The sequence below is a fragment of the Bacillus xiamenensis genome, assembly GCF_001857925.1.
GTDB lineage: Bacteria > Bacillota > Bacilli > Bacillales > Bacillaceae > Bacillus > Bacillus xiamenensis.
The window spans coordinates 1,078,538-1,099,191 of the sequence record NZ_CP017786.1; the positions used below are offsets into that span (position 1 = coordinate 1,078,538).

The window sequence follows — 20,654 nt, forward strand, 5'->3', positions numbered from 1 at the left end:
CAAGAATGTGTCAGACGCATCAATCAAACGTTTTAAGTGTTTCACATGCAAAAGCGAATTTTGAACGGACAACCATAATCACCGGCCGGCGTAGCATTGCCGGGTCACTCGTTGGCGGCATTCAAGAAACACAAGAAATGCTTGATTTTGCAGCTGCTCACAACATCGCGCCACAAATTGAAGTGATCAACGTACGAACGTGTGCTGAAAAGTGATGTGCGTTATCGCTTTGTTATTGATATTTCAACATTATGATCGAAATTGATTTTGAAAGGCTGGCCTGATTAGCTGGCCTTTTGATGCTTCAACCATTTATGGTGAAGGTGGAGATATCCTGTTTAAACATTTCTTGCTTATCTTCGTTTTCGTGATGTTATGGAATAAATCAATAACCCTCTTATATTTTGATCAAAAATCGTTGACATAAAATAATTAATCGTGTTATTATTAAAAATTTGATTATTTTACTCTTATGTGTGGTACCCTTAAAGTAGGTTCTATATATGGAGGTGGATGATATGTTTCAAGTCGGTGATAACATTGTTTATCCAATGCATGGTGCAGGTATAATTGAGGCCATAGAAGAAAAAGAATTTTCTGATAAAAAACAATCGTATTATGTCATTAAGATGGCCGTTAGCCATATGAAAGTGATGATTCCTACAAAGAAGATGTCAAGGTCAAGGATAAGACCTGTTACAGATATACTTGCCTTAAAGAACATCATATACACTTTTCAAAATGGAACATCAGATAAGTTATTGCCATGGAAAGAGAGATATAAAATCAACACGGACAAAATAAAAACGGGTAACATATTAGAAGGCGCTGAAGTGGTACGTGATCTCATGCGAATGAAGAAAGAAAAAAGACTGAATGCAAGCGAAAAGAAAATGCTTGACGATGCTTATGGGTATTTGCTTAGTGAGCTAGAAGTCATCAAAGGAATCACTGAAAAACAAATCAAGAGTTTCTGCTAATATTGTCTACCTGCTTCCCCATTTTTTGAATACATGTTCTCTACGAACAAATCCCCCTATCTTCGGCTCAGTAAAGAAAAAGAAATTATTTAGGAAAATTCCGCATTTTGTAAATCTAATATGCTATACTGTAACTAAACCTTTGAAGCATGAATTTTTTTGCGATTACCTTGTAACATCTCCCTACTTGCACGCTGAGTAGGGTTTTTTGATGCAAAAAAACAGGCTCTCTGTTAGAGAACCTGTTTAAAAAAAATGAAGATTAAGCAGTTTTTTGAACGTTAGCAGCTTGAGCTCCACGAGAACCTTGCTCTACGTCAAATGTTACTTTTTGACCTTCGTCTAAAGATTTGAATCCGTCACCTTGGATAGCTGAGAAATGTACGAATACATCGTCTCCTTCTTCACGTTCGATAAATCCAAAACCTTTTTCTGCGTTAAACCATTTTACTGTACCTTGTTCCATGATTGTTGCCTCCTCGTGCGTTTACCACACAATGTATTATACTATCCTTGCCCAAAGTACCCTCAAGACGAAAAGTCAATCTTCATGCTATCCTTTACGCCGAACAAAAATAATTATTTTTATTATAGCATGAATCGGAAATTATTGCAATTTGTTGATTTGAAAAAGAATCACACATGACATAGTGACACAAATAAGACAGGAGAATGATTCAACGTCAGATTACTCCTAAACAAGTCTTTGAAGCGGTGAAATACGGTAAAAAGTATTATGATCCAAAGTATAACTCTACAATATATCATTATAAGGGTGTAGCAGTAGCTAAACAGGGCAATACTTTGACTACAACATATAAAAGTGGAATTAAAAAGAGGTGGAAATAATGAAGATAATGAAAAATAGGATAACTTTTGATAAAGCAGCTAACTTTGGATATATATATGTCTTTAATAAAAAATATAAATATAAAATTTAGGAAACAGAAGAGTTAGAAGCTAACGAGTTAATAGCATTAGATATTGATAGAGAAAACAAGATAGTCGGTTTGGAGATTTTCGGGGAAGAAGCAATTTATATAAAAAATAACGAAATTTCTCAAATGTATAAACAAATAGATGGTTCATATTATTTTTTATTGGTTGATAAACCTGTAAAAAGCTCATCCACATTTTTAGGGATTGAATTCCTTTTTGAAAATGAAGATTATACTAACTTTATCGGTTATAAAATTTTAGATAATGAAAAATATAAAAAAGAGCTTTTAATTTAAACAAGCTCATGTAGCCTGATTTATTTATATTTAAAACACTCACCTAAACAGTGAGTGTTTTTGAGATAGATTATTCAATTTCTATATTTTTTGGTTGTGTCATTAATCAATGTTTAGATATGAAGGTCACATTTATAAAAGCATTGCTAAAAGATCCTCTATAGCCTTTAAAAATTCCCCCGTCTCCTCTAGGAAGTAAAAAATTTCTTTATCACCTGCAAAGAGATTTCAACGCTTTTAATGACCATTATTATGTTATTTTGAGGGGAATTCCTCCAAATGCCACAGTTTTCTATTTTCCAGAACAAACCCAAATAATCATAAATAAATCTTTTAGTACCAACAGAAGATTTATTTTTAACGACCGAAGTCAATCACATCTAAAGACAGTAGCGTCACCGTTCCAATTGGAACAGCTTTATGATTAAAGCTTAAAAGAGAGAATAACTTCAAAGACCACGGCAGAAAAATCAGACGACATTATATAATAAAAATTCAATCTTAAACAAAAAAAACACTTACATAAAATAGGTGGGTAGATACTGATTAGATTCACATTTAGAAACTAAAAAACCAAAGGTTTAACCACCTTTGGTTTCATTAATGCGGCCGAGAGGACTTGAACCTCCACGGGTTATTCACCCACTAGGCCCTCAACCTAGCGCGTCTGCCATTCCGCCACGACCGCATGTATGGTGTGCTCATATGTTCATATGTGCACTGTTTGAAAAAACAATGCGGGTGAAGGGACTTGAACCCCCACGTCATAAAGACACTAGATCCTAAGTCTAGCGCGTCTGCCAATTCCGCCACACCCGCGTGACAATGGTGAGCCATGAAGGACTCGAACCTTCGACCCTCTGATTAAAAGTCAGATGCTCTACCAACTGAGCTAATGGCTCATCTGCTATGCAGAAAAACATATATATAAAAATGGCTGGGCTAGCTGGATTCGAACCAACGCATGACGGAGTCAAAGTCCGTTGCCTTACCGCTTGGCTATAGCCCAACGAATCAAAAAACAAAACATGACCCGTACGGGATTCGAACCCGTGTTACCGCCGTGAAAGGGCGGTGTCTTAACCGCTTGACCAACGGGCCATATGATCATGGCGGAGAAGGAGGGATTTGAACCCTCGCGCCGCTCGCGCGACCTACACCCTTAGCAGGGGCGCCTCTTCAGCCACTTGAGTACTTCTCCATTATGGCTCCGCAGGTAGGACTCGAACCTACGACCGATCGGTTAACAGCCGATAGCTCTACCACTGAGCTACTGCGGAATAATAAGACATGTTTCATTATATCTATGCCAGAAAAATGTGTCAAGAATTTTTAAGCGTTTCATTCCTGCTCCATTTGCGACGGCTTTTATAATTTAACATATACTAATATAACAGTCAAGCCTTTTTCCCTTCCTTTTGGTAACATGGCAGAAAGACCCCGACCTCTTAACGGAGACCAGAGTCCCTTGATACAGGCTTCTTCCGGATGATTACGACAGCCTAAACTTTCGCATCCACTTGTAAAAAGTGCTTCTTGGCACCCCTGCTAACCTCGCTGCTTCTGACACATGACCTTTCGTTGTATGCAGTGCCTCTATCACTGTTTGCTTTTGAATCTGCTCCCTAAACGTGAGTTCTTTTGGAATTTCGGTACATTGTGGTGGGTGCAGCTTCTGTTTTTTCTGATCGATCGTTTCTAATACTTCAGCATATTGTGATGCACCCATCCATCCTCCTTCAGGAAACAGTACCCTTATATGTTCAAAAAGATTAAAAAGCTCACGTATGTTTCCCGGCCAATGATACGCTTCCAGTTTATGAAAAAATGATTCAGGAAACGTCGCATTCCAGCGATGTTTCTTTTGATAGTAACGATATAAATCAGGAATGTCTTCCTTTCTTTCTCTCAGTGGCGGGATGTTGATTGGATAGACATGAAGACGGTAATACAAATCTTCACGTATTTTCCCTTCCTTCAATAGTTCGTTCATATTACGGTGTGTCGCTGTAATGATTCTAATATCCAAAGGGATTTCATGTGTCCCGCCAAGCGGTACGACTTTCCTTTCTTCTATGACCCGAAGAAGCGCCACTTGCATCGCATATGGAATTTCGCCAATTTCGTCTAAAAAAAGAGTGCCTTTATGGGCTTGTTCAAATTTCCCTTTAGCTCCATGACGCCTTGCCCCAGTAAAAGCCCCTTCAGCATAACCAAACAATTCGCTTTCTAATAGGCTTTCAGGAATGGCCCCGCAATTAACAGCAACAAACGGTCCTTTATGCCTTTCACTGGCTAAGTGAATTGCTCTAGCTACCAGTTCTTTCCCTGTACCTGTTTCTCCCCATATATATACATTTGCATCTGTTTGTGCCGCTCGCTTCATTTCACTGAGCGTCTGTTGAAATACCTTACTTGTACCAGATTCCCCGGGAAATTGAGCAAAAGAAACGGTTATGTTGCTTTTGGTTGCTTCTTCAAGCGAAAAAGACATGCCAAGCATCTTCCCGTCTTGCTCCGACTGAATGAGCTGCGTGCCCCGGATCGCAAATGGTTCGCCCATCAGCCGCTCGACATCCATTCCGTACCAGTCTGAAAATCGTTTTCTAATCGGCCTGCTCGCAGAAACAATCTGCTTTTTTTCATTACAGACAACATATGGTTCGTCCGCTTCCACCTGATGGAGACAATGACTGATCAGCTCCATCTCTCTCTTTTTTTGCTGGACTTGAATATCTCTTTCTATGGCATAAGCAACTGTTGAAGCCATTCCAAGCATAAAAGGGTGCCTGTTATCCGCCATACAGGAGATATCAATCACCCCGATGATCGTACCGTCTGCATCACGGATAGGAGCAGCTGAACAACTCCAATGATGGGAAGCGACAGAAAAATGCTCCGTTCCGTTTATCGTCACAGCCTCCCCGATGACCAGTGCCGTTCCAATAGCATTCGTCCCTACATCTGTTTCGGTCCAGCGCGCGCCCTCCATAAAGTTAATTTTTCTTGCGTCTACCATCGTCCTTTGGCTACCTGTCAGACTTAGCACATAACCGTCTGCATCGATGAGTAAGGCCACCATGTCAGATTCTTTTAATTGCTGACTGATTTTATTTAAGTAGGGAAGAGCGGCATTTAGACATAATGAATATTTCTTTTTTTGGGCACTGAATAATTCATGATCTAACAACGACTGTCCTTTATCTAAATACGGATTTACATTTGCCTGTTTACACCTGTGCCATGACTCCACCACTCTCTTATTCAGACGTGACCTATCAAGCAAACCTTCACGAACAAAACGTTTCCATGTATTTAAATAACAAGGCGTCGGATTCATTCCATCCTCTCCTCTGGGGGCTTTTTATTCATTATAGTTAATTATAAAAGCGCTTTCAATTAACGTTGCTAACCCACGAAGTCAGGCGGATAGAAAAAAGTCTCTTTCAGCAGTGCACTGCTCGTCCAATTGTTTGCAGCAAGGCTTCGTGTATCGCCTCTGAAAGTGTCGGATGTGCCGCAATAAACTGCTCTAATGAATCAGCGGTCGACTCTGTATGCATCATCACCGCCGCTTGTCCAATCAGTTCTGTTGCATTCGGCCCAATGATGGATACACCTATAATTTCTTGATGTTGCGGTTCTACAATGACCTTTACGTGACCAACTGGTTGATTTAAGATTAACGCTTTTCCATTTGCAGAAAATGAAAATGTCCCTATCTGAATATCCCCATACTGATGTCTAGCTTTCTCTTCATTTAAACCCACACTGGCAATTTCAGGAGATGTGTAGATGCATCTCGGAATCACTTGTTCATTGACCTTTAAATCTTCTCCTGATGCATGTGATGCCGCAATTGTCCCTTCATGAAAAGCAGCATGAGCAAGCTGAACACCGCCTGTCACATCACCGCACGCATAGATATGCGGGAGATTGGTTTGCATATGCTCATTGACGTAGATTCCGTTCCTGTCATATTCAAGGCCAATCTGATCAAGGTTCAACTCTCCAAGCTGCGGCGTTCTGCCAATTGCCACTAAACAAAGATCAGACTGGATTTCACACCGCTCACCTTGACTTTTCTCAATGACAACTTTTCTTGAGGTTGAATCAAGCTGTTTGACTGAAGACGACGTCAACATTTCCACCCCATCTTCTTCAAGTTGATCGTGAAGACATTGTGCAATATCGCGATCTTCTTCAGGTAAAATGTGTACTGCCTGCTCAACCATGACAACCTTTGTCCCCATTCTGCTAAAGATGCTCGCAAACTCACAACCGATAACCCCTCCACCAATGATACAAAGCGAATCTGGTATCGAAGAGAGCGACATGGCATCCTTACTGTGAATGATCCAATTCCCATCGAATGGAGCAAAAGGTAAGGAAGCAGGCACAGCCCCTGATGCAATGATGATTTGTTTTGCTTGAATGATTTCAACATTTCCGTCACGTTCAACCAACATCTCATGTGCAGAAAGAAATGATGCCTTCCCATGTAACACGTTGATTTTGTTTTTTTTCATCAAATAGCGAACACCATCAGTCAGTTGCTTGATGACTGACTGTTTTCGCTTTTGAACAACATCCCATTGGATGATAGGCTTTGGGTCTGAAAGTTCAATTCCAAAATGTCTAGCCTTCTTCACCTGCTCGTACATATCAGCGCTTTGTAAAAGTGCTTTGGTTGGCACACAACCTTCATTAAGACAGGTTCCCCCCAACTGACCTTGATCAATTAACACAACCTCCCTGCCAAAACGAGCGGCTGTCAATGCCGCTACATACCCTGCAGGTCCACCTCCGATAATGACAAGTGTCATCGTGTTTTCACCTTCTTCCTATAAAAGAATGGATGCTGGTTTTTCTAAAAATGATGTAACCGTTGATAAAAATGCGGATGCTGGTGCCCCGTCTAGTACACGGTGGTCAAACGTAAGGCTAAGTGGCAGGAAGGTACCTTTGCACAATTCATCCTCTTGGTAAACAGGGGTTTCATACATGGTGCCGATGCCAAGGATACCCGCTTCAGGCGGATTCAAAATTGGCGTAAAATACTCTACACCATAGGCTCCAAGATTGGTCATCGTAAAGGTAGAACCTTTGATTTCATCATGCTGAAGTTTGCCTTCACGTGCTTTTTTGCCATACGATTTAATCTTCCTCGCAAGCTCTATGAGCGTTAACCGCTCCGCTTGGCGAATAACCGGCACAGCCAGCCCGTTATCTAAAGCAGCCGCTATCCCAAGATGAACGTCGTCAAACGTTTCCACTCTATCATTTTGATATTGACTGTTCATCGCAGGGTGCTCTAGTAATGAAAGGATGGCTGCTTTGGCTACAAAGTCGGTGATGGTCAACTTTGTATCGTAACGTTCTATGGCTGTTACATTCAGTTCATGTTGTAATTTTGTCAGTGTTGTCACGTCCGCTTTCATCGTAATTGTTAATTGTGCACTTGTTTGCAGGCTTTCCATCATCCTTGAGGCAATTGTTTTCCTCATCATGTTAACAGGTGGATGCGCTGGCTCATTTTGCTTTTTCTCTGTCTGTTCTGGAAGCGCATGAAGCACATCCTCTTTCGTAATTCTTCCTCCGGGTCCTGTCCCCACCAGGGTATCAATGTCTAGGTTGGCGCTATTAGCAATTTTCCGAGCAACCGGGGAAATTTTCTTTCTCTCTTTCTTTGGTTTTGACTGCACGTCTCTTTCTGTCTTTTCCTTCGCCTGTTCATTTCCTTCACCGATATAACAGATGACCGTGCCAGGCGGTACACCTTCTCCTTCAGACACTTTTATATCCAATATGGTGCCTTCAACAGGTGATTCGATCTCCATCTCAATTTTTTCAGAGTTGATGCTTGCAATGCTTTCCCCTTTATTTACGGTCTCTCCGACTGACTTATTCCAGACGGATACCATTCCTTCTTTCATCGACATGCCCAATTTCGGCATCACAACCTCAACAGCCATCTCCCTCTCTCCTTTCTTTAGTTCAATATCTTGTCATGACTCTGGCCAACCATCTCTAATACGGTGTTCACCACCTTATCAGGTGTTGGCAAATATATATCTTCAAGTGGCGGTGAAAACGGTACTGGTGTATGAGGAGCTGTCACTTTTTTGATTGGGGCGTCGAGTAAATCGAAGCCTTTATCCGCAACCAAAGAAGAGATATCTGCGGCAATTCCGCATCTAGGATTGGCTTCATCTACAATGACAAGCCGATTTGTTTTTTCTACCGAAGCCAAAATGGCCTCTTCATCGAGTGGTGACAAGCTTCTTGGATCAATCACCTCAGCTTCAATACCACGTGCAGCTAATTGTTCTGCCGCTTCGAGTGCTGTATACACTTGTTTGCCTACTGCAAAGATGGTCACGTCCGAGCCTTCTCTCTTCACATCTGCTTTGCCAAGCGGCAGCGTGTAATATCCTTCCGGAACATCTCCGGTGATATTGTACAGCGTTTTGTCTTCAAAAAAGATGACAGGGTCCTGATCCTCGATTGCTGTAAGCAGCAGCCCTTTGGCATCATATGGTGAGGAAGGCACAACCACTTTCAATCCAGGGATACTTGTAAATAGCGCATATAAGCTTTGCGAATGCTGGGCAGCTGCTCTAAAGCCCGCTCCATGTGTTGTTCTAATGGTGATCGGCACCTCTGCTTTTCCGCCAAACATATATCGAAATTTGGCGCCTTGATTCAGCACCTGATCCAGACAGGTACCGATAAAATCATTAAACATGAGTTCCGCAATGGGTCTTAGCCCTGTTGAAGCAGCTGCCATGGCGGCCCCTACATAGCCCGCTTCGCTAATCGGCGTGTCAAGCACACGCTCACGTCCAAATTCCTGAACAATTCCTTTGGTCACACCAAGGACACCGCCCCATGCTTCATCATCCTGTAAGTGATCTACATGAGCGCCTCCAGCAACATCTTCCCCCATTAAAATGACATATTCGTCTCTTCTCATTGCCATTTTCATTGCTTCATTTAATGCACTAGACATGCTGATTTCTCTTGTCATGTTCCTCTCCCCTTTCTGATTTATTGGTACGAAACATACACGTCGGTCAATAATTCAGTATGATCTGGATATTCACTTTCTTCACTGAATCTAACGGCTTCATCTATCGCTTCCGTTACAGCCGCTTCGATATTTGCGATCTCTTGATCCGTAAGTAGCTGTTTTTGTATCAATTTATTTTTAAAAAGAGCGATGGCATCTCTATCTTCTTGATGTTCGGTTCTTTCTTGAGTTGTTTTGTAACGCTGGGCGTCTCCTTCAAAATGGCCATAGTTTCGATATGTCATGCATTCAATCAGTGTTGGACCTTCTCCATTTTTTGCTCGTTGTATTGCTTGTTCTGCTGCCTGATAAACTGCTGTCACATCTTTTCCATCTACTTGAATACCAGGAATGCCATAACCGGCGGCTCGATCCACAATCGATGTACAGCTTGAAGCATAGGAAAAAGGTGTCGCTTCCCCGTATCCATTGTTTTCTGCGATGAAAATAACAGGCAGTTTCCAGATGGCCGCGAGATTGATTCCCTCGTGAAATGTCCCTTGATTGTTTGCACCATCTCCAAAAAAGCAAACGCTTACATTATTCGTCTTTTTATATTTGGTCGTAAGGGCTGCTCCACACGCAAGAGGAAAACCACCTCCAACAATTCCGTTGGCACCGAGCATTCCTTTATCAAAATCTGCAATGTGCATGGATCCACCTTTTCCTTTACAGAGACCTGTGGCTTTTCCATAGATTTCTGCCATCATTCCTTTTAAATCACAGCCTTTTGCTATACAATGGCCGTGGCCACGGTGGGTACTTGTGATGCTGTCTTGTTCATTCAGATGAGCGCAGACTCCTACAGCAACAGCTTCTTCGCCAGCATAAAGATGGACAAAACCCGGCAAAATCCCTTTTGTAAAAAGCGTGTGTACTTGATCTTCAAATTGGCGGATCTCCTGCATCTTTTGATACATCCAGACGGCTTTTTCTTTTGTCAATGCTATTTCCATGTTGTAAAACCTCCTATCTTTTTTGCTTGCACTTATATACAAGCAAAAAGCGTGCCAACATGATGGCACATGAAAATTGAGATTTTGAACGATTCAAACCGATAAAAAAAGAAACAACATGAGACACGCGTCTCTCTTTGTCTCAATCTGTCTACTTCTCTCGCATCTATCATGATGATCCATTTTACTTGGACAATAAAAAAACATTCCCATAGAGGAATGCTTCTCACACTCAATCGTTTGTACGGAGCCATTTCAACTTCCCTTTGCAGACACCGCACACATAACGAGTGGTATCAAATCGTCTTTTCCTTATAAAATGCTGTCCGCATTCTGTACAAACATATTCATGTCGTTTTTGCACACGCCGCTTGTTTCGTACAGTTTGTAGCGGCGTGCAAAATCGAGGGGCTCCCACTCGCTGCAAGAGCTCACGAAAATCCCGGTCCCGGTGCTGATAGCCCTTTCCTTCTAGATGCAGATGATAATGGCACAGTTCATGCTTAATGATACCGATCAATTCGTCTCTTCCATGCTCCTCTAGATATCGGCGGTTCAGCTCAATATGATGTGTACCCAGTAAATATCGCCCGCCTGTCGTTTTTAGACGGGCATTAAAAACAGCCTGATGGCGGAACACCTTTCCAAAGAACTGCTCGGAAATGTGCTCTGTTAACTGCTGTAGCTCTCGCTCGTTCAATCAAGATCGTTCCTTTCTATAAAAACCTCGAACGGGACAATTTCCCCTTTGCATACATTGAAGGTACATCCACTGTTTCGATCAAAGGAGGAATGGGCGATGCCCAATTGGCTGAAAAATCAGATGCAGAAAGCATTTTATGAGAAAAATCATTATCAAATCAAATTGCTCAATCAATGCTGGTACTTCTATAGAAAAAAACATTCAGTCACATCAAGGCACACCCCATCCTAAGGTGCGCCTCGTTTTTTGTTTACTCTGGTTTTAGCATGGAAAGAGCCACTCGGCCTTTTGCTTGGTCGACGGAGTCTACCCATACAGTCACAATATCACCGACTGACACGACATCAAGCGGATGCTTCACAAAACGGTTGCTTAGCTTCGAAATGTGGACAAGTCCATCCTGCTTTACGCCAATATCAACAAATGCGCCGAAGTCCACGACGTTTCTCACCGTTCCTTGAAGCTCCATTCCCTGCTTCAAATCCTCTAATTTCAATACATCTGTTTTTAAAAGCGGTTTTGGTACTTCATCGCGCGGATCACGCTCAGGTCTTGTCAGTTGATCAATAATATCTTGAAGGGTGATTGAACCAATTCCAAGCTGCTCTGCTGCTTCTTCCAGCTTCACCTCAGCGATTTTCTCTTTTAATTGCTCTGTTCCAAGATCGTCTGGCGTCATTTTCATCATGCGTAAGAATTGTTTTGTTTCTTTATAGCTTTCAGGGTGAATGCCCGTGCGGTCAAGTGGGTCTTGTCCGTCAGAAATGCGTAGAAAGCCGATACACTGTTCATATGTCTTAGCGCCAAGTCTTGGGATATCCTTCAGCTCTTTTCTGCTTGTGAATCTACCAATCTCTTCGCGGCGCTTGATGATATTCCCTGCGACAGCTTTTGAAAGACCAGACACATACTGCAGCAGCGCCTGCGAGGCCGTATTGACGTTTACACCAACTTGGTTGACGACCGTCTCTACCACGAAGGTTAACGAGCTGTTTAATTGCTTTTGACTGACATCATGCTGGTATTGACCAACCCCGACAGATTTCGGATCAATTTTCACAAGCTCTGCTAATGGGTCTTGCAATCTTCTGGCGATGGAAATGGCGCTTCTTTCTTCCACTTGCAGGTCTGGAAACTCCTCTCTCGCCAGCGCAGATGCGGAGTATACACTTGCCCCTGCTTCATTCACGATCAAATATGAAACGGGCTGATCCAGCTCTTGAATCAAGTCTGCGATAAATTGTTCGGTCTCTCTTGAGGCTGTTCCGTTTCCGATCGCAATGACTTCAATGTTAAATGATTGAATGATTTCTTTCACTTTTTGTTTGGCTTCCGCTTTTTTCTGCACAGGCGGGTGCGGATAAATGACGCCAATATGATGGACTTTTCCTGTATCATCCACGACGGCTAATTTACAGCCTGTACGAAACGCAGGGTCTACCCCAAGTACACGTTTTCCTTTCATCGGCGGTTGAAGCAGGAGCTTTCTTAGGTTTTCAGCGAAAATATGAATGGCTTGCTCCTCAGCTTTTTCTGTCAGCTCTTTTCGTATTTCCCGTTCAATTGACGGCTGGATGAGGCGCTTGTATGCATCATCAATGGCCGCTTCAATATACGGTCTCGCCGTCGTTTGCTTGCCTTTTATGACTTGCTTATCGAGATAGAAACGAATATTTTCAGCAGGTGGTTCGATGGCTGCTTTCAAAATGCCCTCTTTCTCTCCTCGGTTGACCGCAAGTACACGATGGGGCACAATTTTTTTAATCGGCTCTTGATAATCGTAATACATTTCATAGACGTTTTTCTCATCGCTTTCCACGTCTTTCCTTGTTGTGACAAGGCTGCCTTTTTGATACGTTTCACTGCGAATCCATTTCCGCATATCAGGGTCATCTGCCAGATGTTCCGCAATGATGTGCAGTGCGCCCTCTAGCGCTTCTTCTACACTTGTCACTTCTTTCTCTTCGTTAATAAAAGCAGACGCTTTCTTTTCAATATCATCATTCGGCAGCTTCAGTAAATATTCCGCCAGCGGCTCAAGTCCTTTTGCTTTGGCTACATTTGCCTTCGTTTTTCGCTTTTGCTTGAATGGTCTATATAAATCTTCGACCTCTTGCAGTTTATGAGCCTGTTCGATCTTCTTTTTTAACTCATCGGTCAATTTGCCTTGTTCAGCAATTAAGCGAATGACTTCTTCTTTTCGGTTCGTCACATTTTGAATATATGTATAGCGCTCTGATATGGTTTGAATTTGCACCTCGTCCAGTGAGCCTGTCTGCTCTTTCCGGTAGCGTGCAATAAATGGGACGGTGTTGCCATCCTCTAATAGCTGGATCACCTGGTCAATTTGTTTTGTTGAAAGCTTTAATTCTGTTGCAATTTGTTTTAATAAAAAGTCAGATGTCTTCATACTTTGCATCCTCTCACTGTGTCTTCTCTTTTAGTGTATCAAAAAAACCGGCAAAACAGAAAAAAGGTCAGCTATTTTATATGAGCTGACCAAGTACATAGGTGAGATCGTCCTTCTTGTCTTGTGTGTATGTTTCAAGTTGTTTTGCGATGTCTGCAACTGAATGGCTGTGCTTTAAACACATTCGCATGTTTGGCACATTCAGTCCGTCTGAATACATAATGAATGTCGATCCTTTTTCGTAGGAATAGGTGTATGTTTTATATTTTCTAGGTTTACCTGATAGATATCCTGATGTCGGAAGTGGATATATATAGTCGCCAGAAGGTGCATTCAAGATAAATCTGATATTACCAACCGAACAATAGGTAAATTGCTGCTGGGAAAAATTCACCTTTAATATGGCTACAGTGGCCCCGCGTTTATTTTTCATGGCCTGATTGCATCTGTCAATGAGGGTCGTCACATCCTCATGTCCATATTCTTCGACAATTTCGCTGACTAAAGAAGATGATTCATTGGCGAACGGGCCGCTGCCTAATCCGTCTGCTACAGCACAAATTAGTTCTTCATCATCTGCTTTAATAAAAAAACTGTCCCCGCAGCATGATTTCCCTTCTTTATTCGATTGATAGATGATGGCATTCACATGCTCATGCTGTTCAATCTGCTTCATTATCCTAGCTCCATAGACGCATCTTCTGATAATGCATCTCGTAGCTTTTTAACTGCCTTCCGCTGCAGTCTTGATACATGCATTTGAGATATGCCGAGTAAGTCGCCTGTTTCTTTCTGACTTTTATTTTGCAAATACGTGAGATTGATAATTTCTTTTTCTCTATCTGTCAGAACGTGAAGCACACTCTCAAGCATCATTTTTTGATTTACGCGTTCGTAGCCTTCTTCTTGTGAGCCGACGACGTCTAAAATCGTCACAGTGCTTCCTTCAGAATCAGCCTCTACGCCTTGGTCAACAGACAGCGCTTGATAGCTTTTGCCCATCTCCATTGTTTCAAGAACTTCTTCTTCTGTTACATCTAGATATTCTGCAATTTCTTGTACTTTAGGTGACTTTTGCGTTTCCGTTGTCAGGTGATCCACTGCCATCTTGATTCTTGGTCCAAGCTCTTTAATCCGCCTTGGTACATGGACACTCCATGTTTTATCACGTAAAAAGCGTTTGATTTCCCCGATAATGGTTGGAATGGCAAATGCCTCAAATGATTTACCGACAAGCGGGTCGTATCGCTTCATTGCGCCGAGTAAACCAATCATTCCAACTTGTCTTAAATCTTCATGAAAGCTTTTTCCTTTGGAATATTTCTTTGCCAGCATATCAACAAGGTTTGTATAGCATTCAACTAGCGTCAGCTGTGCCTGCTCGTCTTGATTGGATTGATAGCTTTGGATGAGGCGATCCACTTCATCTTTAGTTAGTTTCATAGTTTTGGATGGTTGTGTCATGGTCAACTCGCTCCCTGTTTAAAAACTTTGTCATCGCCACGGTAACGCCGGAGTTTGCTTGCACCTCGACTTCATCCATCAATGTTTGCATTAAGTATAAACCAAGACCTCCTTCTGCCAATTGATCCACCGTATGAGCAGATGTGTACGGCCCAAGGTCTTCCTGCTTTTGCTTAAAGTCAAAGCTGCCGCCTTTGTCCGCCACAATGATTTCTAGACGATCCTCAAAGACAAGAAAGCGAACCGCTACCTCTCCATCTTCGCCATCTGCACCTTCATAGGCATGCTGAACTGCGTTTGTACAAGCCTCGCTGACAGCAATTTTCAAGTCCTCAATCTCTTCGTAGGCATAGCCCATCCGGCTTGCTATGCCTGAAAGAGTTAGACGAATGATCCCTACGTACTCTGGTTTCGCCGGAATTTTCATCTCAATTAGATCTACTGATTCGTTCATTGTACCCCACCTTCTGACTTTGCAGAAATGTCAATGATGTCCTTTAATCCAGTGATTTCAAACAATCTGACAAGCCGATCTGACAAGTTCTCAAGCTTTAATGATCCTCCAGCTTTTTGAACCGCTTTGAACAGCCCAACAAACACACCTAAACCTGTACTATCCATGTAAGTAACATCCTTCAGACAGATTTCAAGATGCTCTCCTTGCTCTGCCTTAGGCATTAGCGTTTCTCTTAGCTCTGGAGCGGAGTACACATCGATTTCTCCGCTGACACTAATTTTTGTCTTCTGATCTATTTGATGCTCTTTTACAGACATATTCATTATGCATTCACCTCGAAATTCTTGTTTCCTAAAGTTTTATATACCCGCATAGCCACTTTCTAAACCTTTCTTTTGAGGACAAGTAAAGTAAAGTCATCGTGAAGCTGAAAATCTTGTAACTTGAGTAAGCTCGCATAGATGGCATCCACCATTTCCTGCGCTGAGTAAGATAGGTTCTCTGATATGAGCGCTTTGATATCCTCCCGCTCTAAGAAACCGTCCTCTACCTTGGATTCTGTGACACCATCAGAGAATAAAATCACCATATCTCCTACGTCCAAATGCTTCTCATACTGTCTGTAATCAAAATCTGGTGCGATCCCAAGGACAAGTCCTTTCGCATCTAAATCGTAAAATTGATTCTCTTTTTTACAATAGAAAAAGCCCGGCTCATGCCCAGCCGATGCATACTTAAATTCATGTGTTTCTTTATTATAGCTCCCATAAAACATGGTGATAAACATGCTTGGGTCTACGTTTTGTTCGACAACACGATTCAGGGTTTTCAGCACTTTTGTTGGACCGCTTCCTGACTCCGGCAAGGAATCCATCGCATACTTAATCATCGACATACAGAGCGCAGCTGGGATACCTTTCCCAATCACGTCTGCGATCGCGATATTGATTGTATCGTGATCAGTGACAAAGTGATAATAATCTCCACTCATCTGTTTTGCCGGCACACTAATGGCTCCAATATCAAATGTGTCTCCTTCTGGAATTTTTGTTTCCAGAAGGGTTTGCTGTACATTTGCAGCAATTTCAATTTCTGATTTAATTTCTTGCTGGATGCCTCTTAGTGTTAAATGTTCCTGATAGGCAAGTCCATATCCAATCATGACTTCAATTAAGAAGTCTAGTGAATGAAAGACATCTTCTGGTAAATCAGGATAAAGCTCCTGAATCACTTTTCGGTGAACACTCACTATTTCCTCAGGAGGTATTTGATGCTCAATGGTTTTTCGGCTGAATTTTTGAGCTTGATAAAGCGATGTTTCAGTTAAATCACTGATATAACGACTGAGCAGTTGATGGTACCGCTGCTCCATTACCTCCTTAAAATCCATGGTTTCCCTCCTAGCGAAGCCACTTGACAGCTTGAATCTCAGTTCCTTGTTCTGGTGCAGAGTCTAATGTAAAATCATCCATCAGCCTTTTCACTCCCGGAAGGCCTGCTCCGAGTCCGCCTGATGTAGAGAATCCATCTTCCATCACTTTGCGTATATCCATAATGCCAGGTCCCTCATCGGCTGCGATGACTTTGAGTCCGCGCTTTCCGCGCTCCATTACTTCTTCTATACAAATCTGACCTTTACCAGCGTATAAATAGATATTACGAGCTAATTCTGAAATGGCCGTCGTAATTCTTGCTTGGTCAACAGTTCCAAAACCAAGTTCTTTTGCAACATTGCGCCCCAATTGTCTTGCTGCGACTATGTCCCATTCCGTCAATATTTTTACACAGGATTGGTCTTTCATATCTATTCCCCCAATTCCCGCTTCAGTGTCTCAAGCCCTTGTTCAAGATCTAGTGCTGTCTGAATTTCTTCCAGCGAAATGCCAAGTTCAATCAGCGTCACAGCGACCGCTGGTTGTATTCCTGTTAATACTACTTTTGCCCCCATGAGCTTAGACATTGTGATGACATCACCTAATACTTTTGCGATAAATGAATCAATCATATCAACAGACGTTAGGTCAATCACAACACCGCTTGCTCCTGTTTCGTGAATTTTATTCAGTAAATCTTCTTGAAAGTGAAGAGCAGTTTGGTCGTCAAGCTCCCACTGTATTGAAATCAGTAGACAGTTATATAATTTTAAAATCGGAATCTTCGGGTGATTTCTCACTGGGTTATCCCTCCAATGAAACAATTTTTCGATTTGTCATTTCTAAAGCAGTTTGAATTCCTTTTTGAAGGGTATTCTTTGTTGTAACCTGAGATAAATCAATTCCAAGGTTGACGATGGTTTGGGCAATTTCTGGACGAATTCCGACAAGCAGGCACTTTGCACCTACTAATCTCACAGCCTCTGACGCTTGAATGATATGGTGCGCGACCATTGTATCAACGACAGGTACACCCGTAATGTCAATCAAGACAACCTGTGAACGATGTTTCACAACGCCATTGAGCAGATTCTCCATAATTTTTTTCGCACGTTCTGTATCAATTGTTCCAACAAGCGGCATAACAGTGATGTGCTCAAACACCGGGATTAGAGGAGCAGACAGTTCCTGCAGCGCAATTTTTTGAAGGTTTACGGTTTTCTCCCATGAGATGGAATACTGATTCAAGATTTCGTTATGAACTGGTGTGATGAATCGGTCAATTTGCCAGATGAGGTCATGACTTTCTTCTGCTGTATCTTTGTCATTATTCATTTTTTGATATAAGTGGGTACGAATTTTCGTTAGACCATTTGCCAGTAACTTAAGTGATATACCCATTTGAACAATTTTTAAAGCAAAAGTTTGCACTTTTTCTTCAAAATCTTCAGCATATCCCTCTGAAAGGGATGTAATAATCAGCTGAACGTATTCCGAACAGATGGTTTCATACATTTTGTCGTTCAGCATCATGTCCGTTTCTTCTTCCCCAAGTCGTTTAAAAATGTCCGTCCACTCTTTTTCTAATTCCTTTTGATGCTCTCTTGCGAATGCTAACACGATATGATTCGACATGATTTACCCCCTGCGTACATAAAAAAGCACTTCTTATTAGTCTTTCTTCATTATAACGTTAATAAAAATTGAACACAAAAAAAGTTGCTCCCAAGAGAGCAACCAAATCTCACCATATTAAAAATCAATAAGAGCCAAACTAACTTGTAAGGCTTCATCAACCTTCTCCATCATCTCATCATCAAGATGTGTAATTTTATCTGTCAATCTTTGTTTATCAATCGTACGAATCTGTTCCAAGAGAATGACAGAATCTCGTTCAAAGCCGTAGCGCTTTGCATTAATTTCGACGTGAGTCGGTAATTTCGCTTTTTGTATTTGGGCTGTTATGGCTGCAACGATAGCAGTCGGGCTGAAGCGATTTCCAATGTCATTTTGGATCACCAATACCGGGCGAACCCCGCCCTGCTCGGAGCCAACAACAGGAGATAAATCAGCAAAGTAAACATCACCGCGTTTAACAATCAAATGTTTAACCCCCGCTGACTAATCGCTCAACTGTATTCTCAGCCTCAAATTCTGCGTATTGTGCCTCTGAAGAGATATTCAGATTAATTTTCGCCATCTCCATGTAGCCGCGTCTCATCGATTCACGATTTTGTCGAATATTACGTTCACGAATATACGTTTTTGTCGCTCGGTAGATCAATTCATTTCTTGTTACCTTATCCTGCTCTGCTACTCGTTCGATTTCAGACATTAAAGCCTCCGGCAGTTGAATCTTCATTTCGTTTGTTGCGCTGGATTCAGACAAAAAACATACACCTCCACAAAACTTACGGATACCGTTTCGATCCATTCCAAGATTAATCATACCATTATTCAATGCACAAGCAAAGCTGTTTTTTCATGATTTCTTATTAGAACATGAAGCGGCCCGCCACCCGTAAATCAAGATGATAATGGAGTTCCTCTTTCCCATTATACGCTTTTTTCCGAAAATCATACGGAATTTCCAAAATCTCTAAAAAAGGGAGAATGTTTATTCTTTGTTTGTAGAATAAAAGAGAACGATGTCCGTTTGACCATCGTTCCCGTGAAAGCTGTTGATCAAAAGTTTGGTCCGTCTTGAAGGAGCGGATTCCGTACATAAACCCTTTTGCCGTCCTCTATATAGACTCTTGGGACGCGGTGACCTATAGAGCAAGTGATTTCATAGTTAATCGTTTCAAGTCGTTTGGCAATTTCATCAACTGATACCTTTTCCGCGCCTTGTGCTCCGATGAGAACGACTGGCTCTCCTGCCGGCATGTGCTCTTTCAATTCAACCATGAACTGATCCATACATACCCTTCCAGCGATCTTCCGGCGCTTTCCGCCAACGAGTACTTCCGTTCCCGCCAGCTTCCTGATCCAGCCGTCTGCATAGCCGACTGGAACCGTGCCAATCCATGTATCTTGATTGGCTGTATAAGTCGCTCCATAGCTCACGCTCTCACCCTTTTGAATGAGCTTTACATGTGCAAGCTTTGTATGAAGAGACAATGCTTCCTCCAGCTTAAAAGGCAATTCATCTTTGATTTCCTCTGAAGGTGACAGCCCGTACATACTGATGCCAAAACGAACCATATTAAACAACACTTCTTTGAACCTTAGACCTGCTGCACTGTTGGCGCAATGAACGAGCAGTTGGTCTGCACGAAGCGGCTGAAGCAATGTGTGAAAGGTATCTACCTGTCTGTTAAAGTAGTCCTCATCCTGTTCATCCGCCGTTGCAAAGTGAGTAAATACACCTTCCAGCTTTAAATATGAATGTTCGCGGACAAGCTCTTTTACTTCGTTGACTTGCTCTAATGTTTTAACACCTAAACGATTCATGCCGCTGTCCATTTTCAAGTGGAAACGAATCGGTTGTCCCATCTGCCCTTGCACCACTTTGACCACTTCTCTCAGCCATTCGATGGAGTATGCTGTCATGATCACGTTGTATTTCACGGCGACTTTGACATACTCTGCCGGTACTGCGCCGAGTACAAGAATCGGTGCTTTGATGCCTTTATTTCTTAAAGAAATGGCCTCATCTAAAAAGGCTACGGCTAACAAGTCTGATCCTGCTTTGAGGGCAGCTCTTGCCACTTCTATATCTCCATGACCATATGCATTGGCTTTCACAACAGCCATCAGTTGAACGTTTTGACCGATATGATCTTTCATATGTGAAACATTATGCTTGATTGCGGTTAAGTCGATTTCTGCCCATGTGTCTCTATAAAAGGCATTTGTGTCCATTCGTCACACTTCCCTATTGAATGATTCAATACCTTCATTATGATACTAAAAATCAAGAATAATGTGAAACAAATCAAAGAACATCAACCCTTGCACAGGGCTGATGTTTCATTTTCAAGGCTTTCACCTGATATATTCAG

Annotated in this window: 23 protein-coding genes, 7 tRNA genes and 1 pseudogene; 5 read left to right on the plus strand and 26 right to left on the minus strand. The window is 42.0% G+C overall.

Annotation, left to right across the window (positions count from 1 at the left end; genetic code table 11):
• Nucleotides 1-71: 71 nt before the first annotated feature.
• Both BK049_RS05525 and BK049_RS05530 read left to right on the plus strand, forming a co-directional pair.
• Nucleotides 72-255, plus strand: a pseudogene (locus BK049_RS05525) (NADP-dependent alcohol dehydrogenase); the annotation flags it as partial.
• 263 nt (nucleotides 256-518) lie between these two features.
• The gene (locus tag BK049_RS05530; RefSeq protein WP_034739418.1) at nucleotides 519-980 is read left to right on the plus strand and encodes a CarD family transcriptional regulator; all 462 of its coding nucleotides are present in this window, start codon (nucleotides 519-521) and stop codon (nucleotides 978-980) included.
• A 262-nt stretch (nucleotides 981-1,242) separates the two neighbouring features.
• Here the strand turns inward: BK049_RS05530 and BK049_RS05535 are convergent, their stop codons facing one another.
• Nucleotides 1,243-1,446, minus strand: coding sequence for a cold-shock protein (locus BK049_RS05535; RefSeq protein ID WP_003214229.1), 204 nt, complete (start codon nucleotides 1,444-1,446; stop codon nucleotides 1,243-1,245).
• A 206-nt stretch (nucleotides 1,447-1,652) separates the two neighbouring features.
• Here BK049_RS05535 and BK049_RS18775 point away from each other — a divergent pair, with 206 nt between their 5' ends.
• Both BK049_RS18775 and BK049_RS05540 read left to right on the plus strand, forming a co-directional pair.
• Nucleotides 1,653-1,829: a hypothetical protein gene (locus BK049_RS18775; RefSeq protein WP_232532070.1), complete on the plus strand. Its 177-nt coding sequence runs from the start codon at nucleotides 1,653-1,655 to the stop codon at nucleotides 1,827-1,829.
• Between the two features lie 161 nt (nucleotides 1,830-1,990).
• Nucleotides 1,991-2,215 (plus strand): hypothetical protein, encoded by a 225-nt coding sequence (locus BK049_RS05540; RefSeq protein ID WP_071168039.1) that lies wholly within the window; start codon nucleotides 1,991-1,993, stop codon nucleotides 2,213-2,215.
• Nucleotides 2,216-2,819: 604 nt separating this feature from the next.
• On the opposite strand, the gene BK049_RS05545 is transcribed toward BK049_RS05540, so the two are convergent.
• The 13 genes from BK049_RS05545 to BK049_RS05605 all read right to left on the minus strand — a co-directional run bounded on the left by BK049_RS05545 (nucleotide 2,820) and on the right by BK049_RS05605 (nucleotide 10,943).
• Nucleotides 2,820-2,903 (minus strand) — tRNA-Leu (locus BK049_RS05545).
• A gap of 48 nt (nucleotides 2,904-2,951) precedes the next feature.
• Nucleotides 2,952-3,034: transfer RNA gene (locus BK049_RS05550), tRNA-Leu, on the minus strand.
• A gap of 7 nt (nucleotides 3,035-3,041) precedes the next feature.
• Nucleotides 3,042-3,117: transfer RNA gene (locus BK049_RS05555), tRNA-Lys, on the minus strand.
• Nucleotides 3,118-3,149: 32 nt separating this feature from the next.
• Nucleotides 3,150-3,224, minus strand: a tRNA-Gln gene (locus BK049_RS05560).
• A gap of 20 nt (nucleotides 3,225-3,244) precedes the next feature.
• Nucleotides 3,245-3,316, minus strand: a tRNA-Glu gene (locus tag BK049_RS05565).
• Between the two features lie 9 nt (nucleotides 3,317-3,325).
• Nucleotides 3,326-3,416: transfer RNA gene (locus BK049_RS05570), tRNA-Ser, on the minus strand.
• A 4-nt stretch (nucleotides 3,417-3,420) separates the two neighbouring features.
• Nucleotides 3,421-3,495 (minus strand) — tRNA-Asn (locus BK049_RS05575).
• Nucleotides 3,496-3,707: 212 nt separating this feature from the next.
• Nucleotides 3,708-5,555, minus strand: coding sequence for a sigma-54-dependent Fis family transcriptional regulator (locus tag BK049_RS05580; RefSeq protein WP_071168040.1), 1,848 nt, complete (start codon nucleotides 5,553-5,555; stop codon nucleotides 3,708-3,710).
• Between the two features lie 106 nt (nucleotides 5,556-5,661).
• Nucleotides 5,662-7,041: a dihydrolipoyl dehydrogenase gene (lpdA, locus tag BK049_RS05585; RefSeq protein ID WP_008359582.1), complete on the minus strand. Its 1,380-nt coding sequence runs from the start codon at nucleotides 7,039-7,041 to the stop codon at nucleotides 5,662-5,664.
• An 18-nt stretch (nucleotides 7,042-7,059) separates the two neighbouring features.
• On the minus strand, nucleotides 7,060-8,190 hold the full coding sequence (locus BK049_RS05590; protein ID WP_071168041.1) for a dihydrolipoamide acetyltransferase family protein: 1,131 nt from the start codon (nucleotides 8,188-8,190) through the stop codon (nucleotides 7,060-7,062).
• A 17-nt stretch (nucleotides 8,191-8,207) separates the two neighbouring features.
• Nucleotides 8,208-9,245, minus strand: coding sequence for an alpha-ketoacid dehydrogenase subunit beta (locus BK049_RS05595; RefSeq protein ID WP_008359579.1), 1,038 nt, complete (start codon nucleotides 9,243-9,245; stop codon nucleotides 8,208-8,210).
• A 20-nt stretch (nucleotides 9,246-9,265) separates the two neighbouring features.
• Nucleotides 9,266-10,243, minus strand: a complete 978-nt coding sequence (locus BK049_RS05600) for a thiamine pyrophosphate-dependent dehydrogenase E1 component subunit alpha (protein WP_071168042.1) — start codon at nucleotides 10,241-10,243, stop codon at nucleotides 9,266-9,268.
• Between the two features lie 232 nt (nucleotides 10,244-10,475).
• Complete coding sequence (locus BK049_RS05605) at nucleotides 10,476-10,943, minus strand: SprT family protein (protein WP_008359575.1); 468 nt, start codon at nucleotides 10,941-10,943, stop codon at nucleotides 10,476-10,478.
• Nucleotides 10,944-11,042: 99 nt separating this feature from the next.
• On the opposite strand from BK049_RS05605, the gene cmpA reads away from it, so the two are divergent.
• Nucleotides 11,043-11,177 (plus strand): cortex morphogenetic protein CmpA, encoded by a 135-nt coding sequence (gene cmpA / locus BK049_RS19295; protein ID WP_008346893.1) that lies wholly within the window; start codon nucleotides 11,043-11,045, stop codon nucleotides 11,175-11,177.
• A 19-nt stretch (nucleotides 11,178-11,196) separates the two neighbouring features.
• Here the strand turns inward: cmpA and BK049_RS05610 are convergent, their stop codons facing one another.
• The 12 genes from BK049_RS05610 to alr form a co-directional block, all read right to left on the minus strand.
• The gene (locus BK049_RS05610; RefSeq protein WP_071168043.1) at nucleotides 11,197-13,356 is read right to left on the minus strand and encodes a Tex family protein; all 2,160 of its coding nucleotides are present in this window, start codon (nucleotides 13,354-13,356) and stop codon (nucleotides 11,197-11,199) included.
• A 76-nt stretch (nucleotides 13,357-13,432) separates the two neighbouring features.
• Entirely contained in the window at nucleotides 13,433-14,032 is a 600-nt protein-coding gene (locus BK049_RS05615; RefSeq protein ID WP_008359571.1) for a PP2C family serine/threonine-protein phosphatase, read from the minus strand.
• Entirely contained in the window at nucleotides 14,032-14,820 is a 789-nt protein-coding gene (gene sigB, locus BK049_RS05620; protein WP_008359569.1) for an RNA polymerase sigma factor SigB, read from the minus strand. The genes BK049_RS05615 and sigB overlap by 1 nt, the downstream gene beginning before the upstream one ends.
• Nucleotides 14,786-15,274: an anti-sigma B factor RsbW gene (rsbW, locus tag BK049_RS05625; protein ID WP_008359566.1), complete on the minus strand. Its 489-nt coding sequence runs from the start codon at nucleotides 15,272-15,274 to the stop codon at nucleotides 14,786-14,788. Before rsbW ends, sigB begins: the two co-directional genes overlap by 35 nt.
• Nucleotides 15,271-15,600, minus strand: coding sequence for an anti-sigma factor antagonist (locus BK049_RS05630; RefSeq protein WP_008359565.1), 330 nt, complete (start codon nucleotides 15,598-15,600; stop codon nucleotides 15,271-15,273). The genes rsbW and BK049_RS05630 overlap by 4 nt, the downstream gene beginning before the upstream one ends.
• A gap of 59 nt (nucleotides 15,601-15,659) precedes the next feature.
• Complete coding sequence (locus BK049_RS05635; protein WP_008359562.1) at nucleotides 15,660-16,667, minus strand: PP2C family protein-serine/threonine phosphatase; 1,008 nt, start codon at nucleotides 16,665-16,667, stop codon at nucleotides 15,660-15,662.
• 10 nt (nucleotides 16,668-16,677) lie between these two features.
• Nucleotides 16,678-17,079, minus strand: a complete 402-nt coding sequence (locus BK049_RS05640; protein WP_008359561.1) for an anti-sigma regulatory factor — start codon at nucleotides 17,077-17,079, stop codon at nucleotides 16,678-16,680.
• 2 nt (nucleotides 17,080-17,081) lie between these two features.
• Nucleotides 17,082-17,450: an RsbT antagonist protein RsbS gene (gene rsbS, locus BK049_RS05645; protein ID WP_008359559.1), complete on the minus strand. Its 369-nt coding sequence runs from the start codon at nucleotides 17,448-17,450 to the stop codon at nucleotides 17,082-17,084.
• A gap of 4 nt (nucleotides 17,451-17,454) precedes the next feature.
• Nucleotides 17,455-18,285: an RsbT co-antagonist protein RsbRA gene (locus tag BK049_RS05650; RefSeq protein ID WP_008359555.1), complete on the minus strand. Its 831-nt coding sequence runs from the start codon at nucleotides 18,283-18,285 to the stop codon at nucleotides 17,455-17,457.
• 117 nt (nucleotides 18,286-18,402) lie between these two features.
• Nucleotides 18,403-18,753, minus strand: coding sequence for a type II toxin-antitoxin system endoribonuclease NdoA (ndoA, locus tag BK049_RS05655; RefSeq protein WP_003214169.1), 351 nt, complete (start codon nucleotides 18,751-18,753; stop codon nucleotides 18,403-18,405).
• Nucleotides 18,754-18,757: 4 nt separating this feature from the next.
• Complete coding sequence (locus tag BK049_RS05660; protein WP_008359553.1) at nucleotides 18,758-19,039, minus strand: hypothetical protein; 282 nt, start codon at nucleotides 19,037-19,039, stop codon at nucleotides 18,758-18,760.
• Between the two features lie 296 nt (nucleotides 19,040-19,335).
• Entirely contained in the window at nucleotides 19,336-20,514 is a 1,179-nt protein-coding gene (gene alr / locus BK049_RS05665) for an alanine racemase (protein ID WP_071168044.1), read from the minus strand.
• Nucleotides 20,515-20,654: the final 140 nt, after the last annotated feature.